The sequence below is a fragment of the Limibacillus sp. MBR-115 genome, assembly GCF_040549425.1.
GTDB lineage: Bacteria > Pseudomonadota > Alphaproteobacteria > Kiloniellales > CECT-8803 > Limibacillus > Limibacillus halophilus.
The window spans coordinates 507,014-521,138 of record NZ_JBEPTJ010000002.1 but is presented as its reverse complement, the minus strand read 5'-3'; the positions used below and the strand labels follow the sequence as shown (position 1 = coordinate 521,138).

Annotated in this window: 11 protein-coding genes; 2 read left to right on the top strand and 9 right to left on the bottom strand. The window is 58.0% G+C overall.

The annotated features are described in order from the left end of the window. The first annotated feature begins 81 nt into the window (after positions 1-81). Positions 82-1,446, top strand: a complete 1,365-nt coding sequence (locus tag ABIE63_RS06050) for a PLP-dependent aminotransferase family protein (protein WP_354503564.1) — start codon at positions 82-84, stop codon at positions 1,444-1,446. Positions 1,447-1,465: 19 nt separating this feature from the next. On the opposite strand, the gene cofH is transcribed toward ABIE63_RS06050, so the two are convergent. The 8 genes from cofH to ABIE63_RS06010 form a co-directional block, all read right to left on the bottom strand. After that, positions 1,466-3,850 (bottom strand): 5-amino-6-(D-ribitylamino)uracil--L-tyrosine 4-hydroxyphenyl transferase CofH, encoded by a 2,385-nt coding sequence (cofH, locus tag ABIE63_RS06045; RefSeq protein ID WP_354503563.1) that lies wholly within the window; start codon positions 3,848-3,850, stop codon positions 1,466-1,468. 5 nt (positions 3,851-3,855) lie between these two features. Beyond that, a complete protein-coding gene (gene cofC / locus ABIE63_RS06040; RefSeq protein WP_354503561.1) occupies positions 3,856-4,608 on the bottom strand; it encodes a 2-phospho-L-lactate guanylyltransferase in 753 nt (250 codons plus the stop codon). Beyond that, positions 4,605-5,564: a 2-phospho-L-lactate transferase gene (gene cofD, locus ABIE63_RS06035; protein WP_354503560.1), complete on the bottom strand. Its 960-nt coding sequence runs from the start codon at positions 5,562-5,564 to the stop codon at positions 4,605-4,607. Before cofD ends, cofC begins: the two co-directional genes overlap by 4 nt. Continuing rightward, entirely contained in the window at positions 5,561-6,331 is a 771-nt protein-coding gene (cofE, locus tag ABIE63_RS06030; RefSeq protein WP_354503558.1) for a coenzyme F420-0:L-glutamate ligase, read from the bottom strand. Before cofE ends, cofD begins: the two co-directional genes overlap by 4 nt. Before the next feature lie 38 nt (positions 6,332-6,369). Then, positions 6,370-7,041, bottom strand: a complete 672-nt coding sequence (npdG, locus tag ABIE63_RS06025; RefSeq protein ID WP_354503557.1) for an NADPH-dependent F420 reductase — start codon at positions 7,039-7,041, stop codon at positions 6,370-6,372. A 25-nt stretch (positions 7,042-7,066) separates the two neighbouring features. Continuing rightward, positions 7,067-8,074: an LLM class flavin-dependent oxidoreductase gene (locus ABIE63_RS06020; protein ID WP_183415050.1), complete on the bottom strand. Its 1,008-nt coding sequence runs from the start codon at positions 8,072-8,074 to the stop codon at positions 7,067-7,069. Positions 8,075-8,097: 23 nt separating this feature from the next. After that, the gene (locus ABIE63_RS06015; RefSeq protein WP_183415049.1) at positions 8,098-9,018 is read right to left on the bottom strand and encodes a carbon-nitrogen hydrolase family protein; all 921 of its coding nucleotides are present in this window, start codon (positions 9,016-9,018) and stop codon (positions 8,098-8,100) included. A gap of 143 nt (positions 9,019-9,161) precedes the next feature. Further along, on the bottom strand, positions 9,162-10,157 hold the full coding sequence (locus tag ABIE63_RS06010; protein ID WP_183415048.1) for a MurR/RpiR family transcriptional regulator: 996 nt from the start codon (positions 10,155-10,157) through the stop codon (positions 9,162-9,164). Positions 10,158-10,178: 21 nt separating this feature from the next. Between ABIE63_RS06010 and ABIE63_RS06005 the strand changes: the two genes are divergently transcribed. After that, positions 10,179-12,638: an FAD-dependent oxidoreductase gene (locus tag ABIE63_RS06005; protein WP_354503556.1), complete on the top strand. Its 2,460-nt coding sequence runs from the start codon at positions 10,179-10,181 to the stop codon at positions 12,636-12,638. A 73-nt stretch (positions 12,639-12,711) separates the two neighbouring features. On the opposite strand, the gene ABIE63_RS06000 is transcribed toward ABIE63_RS06005, so the two are convergent. Next, positions 12,712-14,076, bottom strand: a complete 1,365-nt coding sequence (locus ABIE63_RS06000; RefSeq protein WP_354503555.1) for an amidohydrolase family protein — start codon at positions 14,074-14,076, stop codon at positions 12,712-12,714. Between the last annotated feature and the right edge of the window lie 49 nt (positions 14,077-14,125).

Sequence of the window (14,125 nt, the reverse complement as noted above, 5' to 3'; positions counted from 1 at the left end):
TTCTACACACCCAGGTACTCGACTAAGGACGTGTTCGTACTGAAACGGGATAGGCGATAGCTGGAGCTAATGAGTGCCGCGATGTCGGAATGGAAACTGCAAACACATACAGGCAGCGGCCCCAAGTATCTTGCCCTCGTGGGTGCACTGGAAGACCGCATCAGCGGGGGGCATCTGAGGGAAGGCGATCGCCTTCCTCCCCAACGCGACTTGGCTCGGATGTTCGGTGTAACCATTGCCACGGTGACCCGTGCGATCGCGGAGGCGTCGAGACGTGGATTAGTGGTCGCCCGCCCTGGCAGCGGCACCTATGTAAAAGACCGCTCCACGCTACCTGGTGCGGCTCCCGAGATCGTCGACCTCAGTATCAATACCTTGCCCAGCGATCTGGTCGCAGGTCTGCTCGACGCTGCGTTGGCAGAAGTGGCGGCCCGTAAAATCAGCCATGACGCTTTTGGATACTCTTCATACGGCAGCAATTCCCGGCATCGCGCTACTGGCGCCGAGTGGGTGTCGCGCTTCGGACTTGATGTCGGGGTCGAGTCGGTACTCCCAACGCACGGTGTGCATCAAGGATTGATGGCCGCTTTCGGAGCGCTGGCCAAACCAGGAGACAGTGTTATCTGCGAGCCTTTCACCTACACCGGCATTAAGCGTATTGCCGAGTACCGGGGGCTGAAGCTGATTGGCGCGGATATGGACGACGAGGGGTTGCTGCCAGATAGTGTCGGCCGGGAACTGCGGAACAGTGGGGCCAAGATCGTGATCGTCACGACGGTCGCGCAGAACCCTACGACAGCGAGCCTTTCAATGGAACGGCGGCGCGCGCTGGCCGAGGTATGCCGCAAAGCGGACGCCATCATCTTGGAAGATGCGATCAATGTGCCATTGGCCGGTGATCAGTTACACCCGATTGCTCACTACGCGCCCGAGCGAACCCTTTACCTGACGAGCTTTTCCAAGTGTGTGACTCCCGGGTTCCGTTTGGGATATGCCGTCGTGCCGCCCCAGGTTTTTCCTATATTCCACGATGCGCTGATCAGCACACAATGGATCGGGCCTTTATTCTATGCCGAGCTGGCGGATATCCTTCTAGCCGGGTCTCAGATGGACAAGTGCCTAGACCTTCATCGCCGGGAAGCGAAAGCACGCGTGACCCTGACGACGTCGCTTCTGGACTGCGTAAAACCCGTTACTTTCCCAGGCTACCACGTGTGGGGGCTAGCTCCCGCCGGCTGGCAAGCTGATGAGTTCTGCACTGAAGCCCTGCGCCAGGGGGTCAGAATCTCCCCCGCCTCGCATTTTGCAGTTTCTCCGACACCCTCAATCCAGGCTTTCCGGATCAGCCTTGGTGGCTGCGAGACGCGGGAGCAGTTGCAAAGTGGCCTCGAGAGATTAGCTCGAATCCTCCAGCACAAGCATGCGGTCAGCGGGACCGTCGTCTGACCCTCATCGATTTACGAAATCACGCCAGGTTTCGCCACGCCGCCTCGGTCACTGCCGCCGGTCGATCGCTAAGCATCTTCTCGTAACAGGTCGAACGTTGCCAGGGGCGACGGCCAATCTGCGCAATCAAACTCTCCATATCGGAAGCCACGACTTCTTGCCCATGACTGGCGCCCGCCGATCGGGTAATGGTCTCATCCATTAGGGTGCCGCCCAAATCGTTCGCGCCAGCTTGCAAACAGGACTGCGCACCCTTACGGCCCATCTTCACCCAAGAGGTCTGGATATTGTCGATCAGTCCATGGAACACGATACGGGCGACTGCATGCATCAAGACGCTTTCACGGAAGGTCGGCCCCCGGCGTGCTCGTCCCTTGAGATAGATCGGGGCTTCGGATGCAACGAACGGCAATGGAACAAATTCCGTGAAACCGCCCGTGTCTTCCTGTAGCGCGCGAATGTGAAGCAGATGACGCGCCCAGGAACGCGTATCGTCTATATGCCCGAACATGATCGTCGCAGTGGTCTTAAGCCCTGCTGCGTGTGCTGCACGCATCACCGACAACCATTGCTCCGTGTTGATCTTGTCCGGGCAAAGCGTAGCGCGCACTGCGTCGTCTAGAATCTCCGCTGCGGTCCCCGGCAAAGTATTCAGGCCAGCTTCCTTCAATTCTGCGAGAAAACTGTCCAGCGGTTTGCCGAGTGTGGCCGCACCCTGCCAAATTTCCAGCGGCGAGAAGGCATGAATGTGCATTTGCGGCAGCGCCTCGCGAATGGCCCTGCAGATAGACAGATAGGTCTCTCCCGTGAATTTTGGGTGAATGCCGCCTTGCAAGCACACCTCGCTGGCACCCCGATCCCAGGCTTCCCGAGAGCGCCGCACAATCTCATCTAAACCCAGTTCATAGGGCCGACCCCGCAGGTTCTCCGACATCTTGCCTTTGGAGAAGGCACAAAACTGACATTTAAAATAGCAAATGTTGGTGTAGTTGATGTTGCGATTGACGACGAAACTGACGGCATCACCGCAGCTTTGCGCACGCATCTCATCTGCCGTCCGGCAAAGGTAGCTGAAATCTCGCCCCCGTGCCTCGAACAGCGATGCTACCTCACTTTCGGTCAGGGCCATGCCCTTGCCGGCCTTGCGCATCAGGCCCGTGTAAGCGCGGGTGGTCGTTCGCGTCGAGCGTGCCATCAAGTGGCCTAACTGTGCGGCTGGCGGCTCGGTCGAGATACCGGTGATCCAGTCGTCTTCGCGGAGCTCCCCTGCGGCATCCACAAGCGGCAGGACCTTTGATCTCAATTCTGGATCCAACCAAGCGGCGCCGTTCTTCACGTACTGAGGATAGACGGTCAGGCGCTCCGTCAGAACCTTACCGCACTGTGCGGTCTTGGTGGCCAAGTCCTCAAGATGCGGCCATGGCGCCTCCGGGTTGACGTGATCAGGAGTGATCGGCGAAACACCACCCCAATCGTTGATCCCGGCATCAATCAAGGAACCCATCTCCTCTCGGCGCAGGTTCGGGGGCGCTTGAATGCTCATCTCCGGTCCAAGAATGAGTCTCGCCACCGCGATGGCCCATAGGTGGGTCTCCAGGTCCGACGCGGGCGCGTCCGCCATTTTGGTGCCGGGCTTTGGCAGGAAGTTCTGGATGATGACTTCCTGAATGTGGCCATAGGCCTCATGTAGCCGGCGGATTGCGAGCAGGCCTTCCACAATCTCTTCCCTGGTCTCGCCGATTCCGACCAGTAGCCCAGTCGTAAAGGGAACCTTGGCTTTTCCTGCATCTTCGATCGCGGCCAAACGCGCGGCCGGATACTTGTCGGGCGACCCAAAGTGAGGGTTGCCACGTTCCGACAAGCGATCCGATACCGTCTCCAACATAATCCCCATGGACGCAGCGTGCGGACGCAACATGGCGAGATCTTCCGCAGTCATCAGCCCAGGATTGAAATGGGGCAGCAGACCGGTTTCTTTAAGGACAAGCCGACCCATCTCAGCCAGATACGACAAGGTCGAGCGATGACCCAGGGTTGCCAGCTCCTGACGCGCGATTTCATAGCGCGCTTCGGGTTTGTCGCCCAAAGTGAACAGAGCCTCCTTGCAACCGGCTTGAGCGCCGCGCCGTGCGATTTCCAGCACTTCGTCGGGCTTCAGAAACGCTTTCTTCAGATGCCGCGGCGCCTTAGCAAATGTGCAGTAGTGGCAAACATCGCGGCAAAGCTGCGATAACGGTATGAAGACTTTTCGCGAATAGGTAATTCGCTCCCCGAACCCCTGATCTCTCAGGTGGCCGGCAGCCGTCATCAAGCCTGCCAGACTCCGTCTGCCCGCGAGTTCGCGTGCCTCTCCATCGCTCAGAACTCTACCCAGCACTGAAGGCTTATCAGTCTCTAGTCGCATATCCATTACAATCCCATTCCAAAGCCTTGGCGTGCAAAATCGCCGCCTGGTCCGGCCATTTCCTGACGAAGCTGGAGTTCATCCAACAGCAGACGCCGGGTGCGTAAACCCACCGACGGATCGCCGGCGCTACGCTTCAGGAAGCGTTCGACGTCGTCTGGCTTGTCTATGTCGAGTGCGGGGCCGTCGAGACGCAGCACCTGCATGCATAAATTCGCTGCGCGCGCCGCCGCTCGGTGTCGATGGAAACTGTTTCCCTCGAAGGCAAAGGGGAACCCTTGCGGAGGCCGGCACAACAAGCCGTTGGTTCCCTCGCCATCATGTGACGGCACAATCGCTATCGACGACGGTCGGCCCGCGCAGTGTGCCAATGCTTCAAGATCTTGATAGCCGAGCATCGGCACATCACAAGGCAGATACAAAAGATTGTCGGCTCGCTGGCGCGCAAGGTGCGCCGCGGCCGTTTCAACTGCTGCTGTCAATCCGCAGTCAGCCTGCTGAACCAACACGGTGGCATCCACGGCTCGCGCCAATGCCGCGACCTGCGCATCTCGGGTCACGACGCTGATACTCTGGATCGTCTGCGATCCACGCAGGAGGTGCAGGATGTCGCTGCACATCGCGAGTGTCAGCTTCTGGCGATCCTGGGCCGCAAGAAGGGGCGCCAGACGGCTTTTGCTTTGTGCCAGTGATTTCACCGGCAACACAACGTGTAGCCCCTGTTGTCCCTCCACCCATCTAAATCGGCGGCCAATCATGTCTCACCTCCACCGCGTGGCAGGGACAACACGAAATCGAGTACTTCTGCCGCCAGGTGGGCGCGACTCGCTTCGTCATGCATGACAGTTTTGGCCACCAGAACCGGCAGTGGTATCCCTCTGGCTTCCACCGCGTCACTGTTGTCCACCACCCAGCAGTCTACAAGGTCGCCATAGTACTCCACGAGCGACCGTTGAGTTCGCGGCAAGCCCAACTCGTGCATGATCTTCGCCAGAGGCCCCTTGACAGCGTCACCACCGACTAGCGGCGAAACAGCCACTACCGGGGCGCGGCACTTCGCAAGCGCATCTCGGAACGACGGCATCGCGAGCATCGGCGCGATACTGAGGAACGGATTCGACGGACAGATCACCACTGCCTCCAACCCATCGTCATTAAGCAGATCAAGCGCCTTGGGTGAAGGTGCTGCCGCTTCGGCTCCCCAATAGGTCAAGGCCTCTACCACTGGCGCACAGCCTTCCCGAACAAAATACTCCTGGAATGCAAGCGGTCCGGAAGCAGTATGGACCACCGTCGAGAGGCGCTGATCACTCATGGGAAGAATGCGCGGGCCCACTCCCAGCCGCGTTGCAAGCGCCGCTGTAGCGTCGCTTAGACTCACGCCGGATCGCAGTTGGCGCGTCCGCTCCACGTGGAGCGCAAGATCCCGATCTCCGAGCCTGAACCAAGTCTCCAGTCCAAGCTCCCCAAGGGTTTCATGAAAACTCCAGGTCTCGTCGCCACGCCCCCAGCCCAGCGTCTTATTGGCGCGCCCGGAAAGTGTATAGAGGACCGTATCGACGTCCGGGCTGATGTGCAGCCCGAGATGCTCGAAATCATCGCCGGTGTTGACCATGATCGAGAGCTTGTCCGCTGGCACCGTCACAGCAAGGCCATGAGCCAGTTTTGCGCCGCCGACACCGCCGCATAGGGCCAATATACGCCCGCCGGTCATCGGAAGAGATCCGCATTCACTGGGCGCAGCAAGGCACGACTACTGGATGACGTCTGATCCCAGATGACGCCGCGTAGCAACACCGCGGGCTGGCCTTCGGCGGCCTGTCCCATGACCAGCGATGCCGCAGCCGCCAGTTCATCGGCAAACCCTATCTGTGTGGATTCCAGCTTGCGGCCGAACAAGTCCGGCTGGTTCACCTTATCGACCAGTGCCGGGAGCCCGGCGACCCCCAGGGCCATGCCCACAGTGCCCAAACGCCAAGCGCGGCCGACGCTGTCATTGATGATCACTGCAACGCGAACGCCAAAATGGCGATCAAGGGCTTGTTTCAGGCGCGAAGCGGAGTCGTCCGGATCCACCGGAAGAAGAAGTACGGGCTCTTTACCATCCGCCTTTTGTACGTTGGACTGATCAATGCCCGCGTTTGCCGCGACATGTCCCAATCGATGCGCCACGATGATAACACCCGGAACGCAGCGCAGAACCTCTGTCGACTCAGCCAGAATCAATTCGACAACGCGCGGATCCTTGCCTGCCCGATCTGCATAATCTCGGGCCTGCGGACTTGGCTCAACAGCGCGCAGATCGACGAAGCGGCCCTCGGCCTTTGAGATGATTTTCTGCGCAACAACCAAAACGTCATTGTCCTGAAGGGTAATGCCGTTGTGGTTCAGACCCGCAATCAAGAGCGCAGCGATATCATCTCCCGGTTCGATGATCGGTATACCGCCTATCGCGCTCAAGGTGACTGCTGCAGGCCCCATGGTCGGGCTTTCGCCCCCTCCTCTGATAGCTTTCCGGACTAGGATGCGGTTTCCAGACCAGTGATTTGGATACCTGCGCCCTTTACTTTGTACCGACGGTTCAAGCCTATCAGAATCGATGTCAAGGCCTCGGCGGCAATGCTATTCGCCAGGGGACCGGCGTCGATTCCGCGCATACCCATGTCGGTAATCAAGGTCATCACTGTGGCTTTGGCGTCGCCGTTGTTACCGGTGACCAGCACGTCGCAAGCAACGTCCTCACCACTTGCCAACTTGTCGGCGGCAACATTCTGCATGGCAGAGACGACCTGCGCCTTATCACCCAGAACTTCCGCTGTCCGGGCTGCCGGCGACCCCGTCTGTGTAACCTGGACGGTCGACACCTTTGGCGGCACAAGTGGAACAGTCGTATCGACCACAACCTTTCCTTCCAACTGCCCGGCAATATCGGTCAGAATTTCCTCATGCGTGGAGAAAGGCACAGCCAGAATGACCACCTCGCACTTTCCCGCCGCGTCTCGGTTGGAGGCCCCGACAGCCATATCCCCTCCAACACGTGCGTTCAACGCCTGCGAGGCCTCAGCGGCCCTAGCGGCATCGCGTGATCCAAGGATCACGCGATAACCCGCTAACGTCAGGCGATAGGCGATGCCGCCACCGAGCGCCCCCGTACCACCGATTACAGCAACACTCGGTTTGTTCGACGACATGACACCCTCTTCTTCTTGCAATTGTTTAGCGGATATGCGGCAGAACCTCTTCACCGAAGAGCTTGATGCCTTTCAGCACGTTCTCCAGCGGCATACCCGGGAAGTTCATACGCACCAGCAAGTGCGAGCACTCGAGCTCGTCACGATGGCGCTGGCACTCGGCAATGCACTCTTCCGGGTCGCCAACGACGAAACGCCCCTTGATCAACTCCTCAAGCGGCAGGTCCTCGCCAGATACGCCCGGCACGTTCTTGCCCATGCCCCAGGAATAGTAGGCTTTATACTTGTTGGCCATGAAGGGTGCGCCCATCTCCATGGCTTCGGCCTTGGTAGGCGCGCAGTAAAGCTCGACGCACTTGGTGATTCCCTCCGGATGCCTCGGCAGGCCGGCATCCTTGCGAACCTGATGGTAAAGACCGACTTGCTCCTTCACGGCATCATACTGCGTGACGGACGTTGCAATCCAAGCATCGCCCTTGATCGCCGCACGCTTGATGGCCGGATCAGCGGCCGCACCCAGCCAGATGGGCGGACGGGGGCGCTGCAAGGGGCGCGGGCGGATCGAGATGTTCTCGAATTTCACGAACTCACCTTCGAAGGTGGCGTTGTCCTCTTCCCACAACAGCTTCAGTGCATCGATCTGCTCGTCGAACAACTTTGCGCGGCGCTTCCGGTCGACGCCGAAATTGTTGTACTCGATGTCCCGATACCCCAGGGCAGCGCCGAAGATCAACTTGCCACCGGTGATGATATCCAGCGTGGCATACTGCTCTGCCACGTCGATGATGTTGTGCAGCGGAAGGACGAAAATGTTGGTGCCCAGCGTCATATCGCCGGTTTCTGCCGCGAGGCGCGCCATCATCGGCGTCGTCTGCAAGAACTGATCCGGGTAGGTCAGGTAATGCTGTGCGAGCCAAAGGGCATCGAATCCAGCGTCCCTAATCGCTCTGGTTTGCACGAGGTGGTTCTCGAATTCCTGACGAATATTCGCATCGGGCAAGTGCTGCGTGCCCAGAAAAACGCCTACATCCATAGCTCTAAGTTCCTTACTTTTAATCAGTAACCATTGCGGGACACGTCGGCGAGCGAGCTATAGAGCTCCGGCCGCCGATCGCGGAAAAAGGTGTAACGGCGCCCATGGCGCTCGACCTCGGACATATCAAGGGTTGCCCAGATGGTTGCCGGACCCTGTTGCTTCGGCCCCTCAGCCAACAATTCGCCCATTGGGCTATAGACAATGCTATGTCCGTAGAAAATGCGCTCGCCCTCGGTTATCTCCGACCCACCCTTGTTCGGAGCCACCACGAAGACGCCATTCTGAACAGCCGTGGTACGCAATTCGAACCCCCAACTGTCGGCGCGATAATTGCCCCAGGCAGCGGTCGGTACGAAGATGATTTCCGCACCATGCAGCGCCAGAACACGCCAGCCCTCGGGGAAGGAGCGCTCGTAACAAATCAACGAGCCGATTCGGCCGTGATCGGTGTCAAAAACCGGCAGACCCGGGCCGCCCTTGAAGTAGTAGCGTTCGTTGAGGCCCGGTGAGTAGCTGTACTGATCGGGGATATGGCACTTACGATAGCACTTGACCTGACGGCCGTCCGGCAAAGTGCCAGGCACGAGCTCGCCGCGCGGATCAATCACTGCAAGGCTGTTGAAGTACTCTCCCTTTACGAATCCCTTTTCATAGAATGTGAAAAGGATGTAGCAGCCGATATCTTTGGCGACTTCGCGCATACGCGTCACACTCGGGCCATCGATCGGCTCGGCGAGGCCAAACCACTTGGGGTCGTTGTAGCCGCAAAAATACTGGGTGTTTGAAAGCTCAGTGAATACGATGAAGTGCGGTTTCCTATCCTTCACTGCTTCGTAAACGAGCTTGATGTTAGCCTCGACATTCTTTTCGGGAACCGGGTCGGCACCGCCGCACTGAACGACAAGTACCTCGACCTCACGCTTCTTATCAGTGGTCACCATTTCTCCTCTCCCGCGGATATCTGCGGCGCCTCAGAACCCCTCGGCGCATAAATCTGTATGAGCTCATCGCTCAAGGAGAGAATGATACAAATGTTTTCTCGAAGTCAAGTTATAGAATTTTTGTTTGTTTTTTGAGCCGTATATCAAGAGTCGAGGAAAGGCTCTTCTCGGTAGGCACCCATATCTTGGCGTCTACGGTGGAATGAATTAATCCTGTCGATAACCTTCGGGTCGCTCTCGCCGATTATGAAAGCCAGTAAGGTTTCCAGCAACGCCGATGGGGCTTGGGTTGAGGGAAAGAATTGCGGCGTGCGCGTTGGCGAAACAAAAACGTAATCAGCTTGAAAAGCGATTGGCGCGGCCTGGCTGTCTGTTATCGCCACGACGGTTGCTCCTTGTCGCTTGGCGAGTTGGACGGACTGAATCACCTCCGTCCGATAGGGATTGAAGGAAATCACTATCAACACATCCTGCTTGCCGATCCGTGCGACGTCATCCACAGGCAAACTTCCATGATTTGGCAACAAGACTAGGTTGTCCAACGCCATACGGCCTACGTACCAGAAGCTGTAGGCCAGCGCATAACAACTTCCGAGGCCGACAATCATGGTATTGCGCGCCTTCACGATCCGTTTCGCAACGGCGCGAAGCTGATCCGTGCTGGTGTTAGAGAACAACTGTTCGATATTTGCCAACGAGGCCGCGGCCATCTGGCTGTACAGCTGGCCGTGACTGTTGAATTTGGCCAGAGCCTGCAACCAGCGGGCGCGGTCGGGGAAGCTATCAACCGCCCCTGTCACAGAATCACGGAAGGGTTGCCTGAACTCCTCGAAGCCGGCAAAGCCGAGAATTCGTGCTAGACGCACCAAGGTATTTGGTTTGATTCCAGCGGCTTCCGATAGTTTGCGGATGGAGCTGACAGCGACGCCATTGGGATTGTCGAGAACGTACTGCGCGGCCCGCCGAAGCTGCGGGCTCATGGCGGGAAATTCAGCAAGGATCTTATTTCGAACCTCTTCTACGGTCATACAACACGCCCTTTCCAAACATCCGCTCAGACGCGGAGTTGACAAAACATTTTTTTCAGTCTCTAAATTTACCGAACAAATGTACCATTTATTTTTATCGATGCCAAACATCTACAATAGGAGCGTTCCCCTGTGACGAAAACCCTACCAAGCCACGCTGAAATTGTCATTGTGGGCGGCGGCATCCTTGGATGCTCCACGGCCTATCATCTGGCGAAGAATGGCTGCAAAGACGTCGTGCTTTTGGAGCGCGCGAAGCTGACCAGCGGCACCACTTGGCACTCCGCAGCTATGGTCAGGCAGTTGCGATCGACGGTGAGCCTCACACAACTTACCAAGTACAGCACGGAGCTATACTCTTCGCTAGCGGAGGAAACGGGGCAGGAAACCGGTTGGATTAAGTGCGGCAGCATTTCCATCGCCAGCACACCCGATCGGATGACCCACAACCGGCGCCAAGGTACCTTGGCGCGGGCATTCAATGTCGAGGCTTGGGAAATCGGGATTGACGAGATAGCCGACTACTGGCCCATTGCAAACCTGGATGACGTTATCGGCGGCATCTATTCACCGAACGATGGTAGGGTCAATCCGAGCGATACCTGCGCGGCCCTCGTAAAGGGCGCAAAGATGCGGGGCGTGAGTTTTTACGAGGACACAGCGGTCACCAACATTCGCGTGACAAACGGCCGTGTCAGCGGCGTCGAAACCGCCGAAGGGACGATCACCTGCGACAAACTGGTGGTCTGCTCCGGTCTGTGGAGTCGCCGTGTTGGCTTGATGATGGGCGCATCCATTCCCCTCAATCCATGCGAACACTATGCAATTATGACCAAAGCCATCGATGGGGTGCGCATCGGCATGCCGATCATCGGCGATCACGACAACCATATGTACATCCGCGACGAGGTTGGCGGCCTGCTGATCGGCTGCTTTGAGCCGAACGCCCGTGCAATTGATCTGGCAGACCTGCCAAACGACTTCTGCTTCGATCTTCTCAAGGAAGACTGGGACCACTTCGAACCGATTATCGAAGGTGCTATCCGCCGCATACCGGCGCTCGAAAGTGCCGAGATCAAAACACTTATCAATGGACCGGAAAGCTTTACCACCGACGGCAACTTCCTGATGGGCGAAGCGCCGGAGTTGGCGGGCCTGTTCGTTGGTTGTGGAATGAACTCCATGGGCATGGCGAGCGGCGGCGGCGTGGGGCGCGCACTGGCTGAATGGGTCATCAACGGCGAACCGACCCTGGATCTCTCTTCAGTCGATATCCGCCGCTTCGGCCGATTCCGCAATAATCTTGCGACACTAAAGGAACGCTCCGCGGAGATGCTTTCCAAGCATTACGCCATCAGCTATCCAGGCCGTGAGCCCGAGACCGCACGCAATGTTCGCCTGACGCCGCTACACAGCGCGCATGAGCGCAACAACGCGCAATTCGGCGAACGGTCCGGATGGGAGCGGCCCAATTTTTTCATCCCCGAAAACACACCGTTCGATCCGACCCTCACCTACGGCAAGCCGGGCTGGTTCGATATCGTGGCTGAGGAACACAAGGCCGCCCGCGAAAAAGTCGCGATCTTCGACCAATCCCCCTTCGGCAAACTGCAGATCGAGGGTCGCGATGTGGTGGCCTACCTGCAAAGAGTTGCCGCCAACAACGTCGACGTTCCGGTTGGCCGGCTTGTTTATACTCCCCTTCTCAACAAGCGCGGCGGTTACGAAAGCGATGCTGTCTTGATGCGTCTGGCCAGCGATCGCTACCTGTTCATCACCGGCACAGCGCAAACCGAACGCGATCTCCATTGGTTAAGCAAGCAACGGCGCGATGACGAATGGGTGACACTGGTAAACGTGACCAGCGCTTATGCAGTTATTTCCGTCATGGGCCCCAATGCCCGCACCCTTCTAAAGCGCGTCAGTAATGCAAGCTTTAGCAACGCCGATTTTCCCTTCATGACACATCAAGAGATAGAGATTGGCAAAACGGTGGCGCGCGCCGCACGCGTGTCCTACGTCGGCGAACTCGGGTGGGAAATCCATATCGCTTCCGATCAAGCACTCCCCGTATACAACGCACTGCTTGATGCCGGGCAGGGTCTCGGCTTGCGGTGCGGTGGGACTGTGGCAATGGGCGGCCTGCGTTTGGAAAAGGGATATTGTTCCTGGGGTCACGACATCGGCACCGACGACACACCGTTGCACGCCGGTATGGGCTTCACTGTGAAGTTCGATAAAGGCTGTGATTTCATTGGACGCGACGCGTTGCTCAAGCAACGTGAGTCTGGAATCAACCGCCGGCGCATTCTGCTCAAAGCCGACGATCCGGAGGTCATGCTACAGGGCAGCGAGACAATCATTGTTGATGGACGAGTCTGTGGACACACAACATCCGCAGCTTACGGTTATACGATCGGCAGCGCGGTTGCCATGGGCTACATGAGCCTCCAGGGGGCCGACGCAGCGGCCTTGGTCAAACAAGGTAAGTTCGAGATCGAGGCCGCAGGGAAGCGCCACGCGGCGACGGCCAGCCTTCAAGCCCTGCACGATCCGAAGGGTGCACGAATGAAGGTCGACGACGGTGCCTGAAAACGCCCCGGATGGAAATTGGAAACGGCGCCGCTTTCGATAGCGGCGCCGTTGTTGCATACGCTGAACCCGGTCAGCGTTTCAGGAAGCTACCGTTACCACGCGCGCCAAGAGCCTTACCATCACGGGCGATAAGATTGCCGCCCAGGAAGGTCATGACCGGCCAGCCCTTAAGCGTCTTACCCTCGTACAACGAAAAATCGGACGCCGAGCCAAGGACGGAAGCGTCCACCACCCGCTCCATTTCGATATCGACAACGGCCAAATCCGCGTCCGCGCCGATCTGGAACGTGCCTTTGCGCGGATAGAGGTTAAAGGTTTTAGCCGCGTTGTAGGAGGTCACCTGGGCAACCCGCTGCAGGGACATCCCACGCTTGTGATAGCCTTCGGTCAACATAACCGGGAAAATGGTTGCCATACCTGGGAAACCGGACGCCGCCTGCCAGATCGTGCCCTGCTTCTGTGCGCGGCAAACCGCGCAGTGATCGGTGCCGACACAGGAAATCTCACCGGAAATCACACCCTCCCAGATACGCTCCAAATCGTCCTGTTTGCGCAGCGGCGGGTTCACTTTTCCCAGCGTGCCAACATCGGAATCTTCGGTCAGGGTCAGGTAGTGGGTGCAGGTTTCCACCGTAATCCGCCCGTAACGTTGTTTTTGGATCAAGGCCTCCTGCAAGCCTTCCTTCGCGCCGATATGAACATAGTAAAGCGAACAACCGGCCTGCTCCGCGAAATAACCGGCGCGACGGACGTGTTCTGCCTCGGCAAAGGCTGGCCGCGCGGCGTTCCAAGCCGCCAACCCATCCATGCCGCTCTCCTTCACGCGCTTGGCGTAACGGCCGATGATGTCGGTGTTCTCGCAATGAACGCAGGCGACTGCATGATCATGCGCCGCGAGCTTCTTGAAGCTGTCGAACATCACGCCATCGTCGATTTCATTGATCATACCAACGGTTTTGCCGTCAGCGCCGCGATAGGCCATGTAGAACTTAAAGGAAGAAACGCCGAGGTCGATGTACTTGTCGAGCTCATCAGCCTGTGACTCGGTCAGGATTCCAAAATGCAGGCCGACATCAACATGGGCCTGGTCTTCCACCATGGACACAAGGTCCGGGTAGTCGTCATAGGGTGTCGGTATGGCGTTCTGGTAGTGTCGATGGAAACTCAACACACTCGTCACGCCACCAAGCGCCGCTGAAACGGTCTCGGTGTTTACGTCCTGCGCGAAAGGATTCGCGTAGCCCAAGTGCGTATGCGGATCGATGCCGCCCGGGAACACATGCTTCCCGTCGACCGACACGATCTCCTTCGCCGCCGCACCGGAACCCGGAACCAAGATGCCTGCGATCAGACCATCCTTGATACCAATATCGCCTCGAAAGGTCCCGTTCACAGGATCAACGACGTTTCCGCCAGTCAACAAAAGATCAAACATCTAGACTCTCCCTCTCTAACACCGACGCCGCCCTCGGCGCTTCAGTTCT

Bases quoted from the DNA above. Each gene is read 5' to 3' on its own strand.
- ABIE63_RS06050 (WP_354503564.1), top strand. From the start codon at position 82: ATGTCGGAATGGAAACTGCAAACACATACAGGCAGCGGCCCCAAGTAT.
- cofH (WP_354503563.1), bottom strand. From the start codon at position 3,850: ATGCGACTAGAGACTGATAAGCCTTCAGTGCTGGGTAGAGTTCTGAGC.
- cofC (WP_354503561.1), bottom strand. From the start codon at position 4,608: ATGATTGGCCGCCGATTTAGATGGGTGGAGGGACAACAGGGGCTACAC.
- cofD (WP_354503560.1), bottom strand. From the start codon at position 5,564: ATGACCGGCGGGCGTATATTGGCCCTATGCGGCGGTGTCGGCGGCGCA.
- cofE (WP_354503558.1), bottom strand. From the start codon at position 6,331: ATGGGGCCTGCAGCAGTCACCTTGAGCGCGATAGGCGGTATACCGATC.
- npdG (WP_354503557.1), bottom strand. From the start codon at position 7,041: ATGTCGTCGAACAAACCGAGTGTTGCTGTAATCGGTGGTACGGGGGCG.
- ABIE63_RS06020 (WP_183415050.1), bottom strand. From the start codon at position 8,074: ATGGATGTAGGCGTTTTTCTGGGCACGCAGCACTTGCCCGATGCGAAT.
- ABIE63_RS06015 (WP_183415049.1), bottom strand. From the start codon at position 9,018: ATGGTGACCACTGATAAGAAGCGTGAGGTCGAGGTACTTGTCGTTCAG.
- ABIE63_RS06010 (WP_183415048.1), bottom strand. From the start codon at position 10,157: ATGTTTGGCATCGATAAAAATAAATGGTACATTTGTTCGGTAAATTTA.
- ABIE63_RS06000 (WP_354503555.1), bottom strand. From the start codon at position 14,076: ATGTTTGATCTTTTGTTGACTGGCGGAAACGTCGTTGATCCTGTGAAC.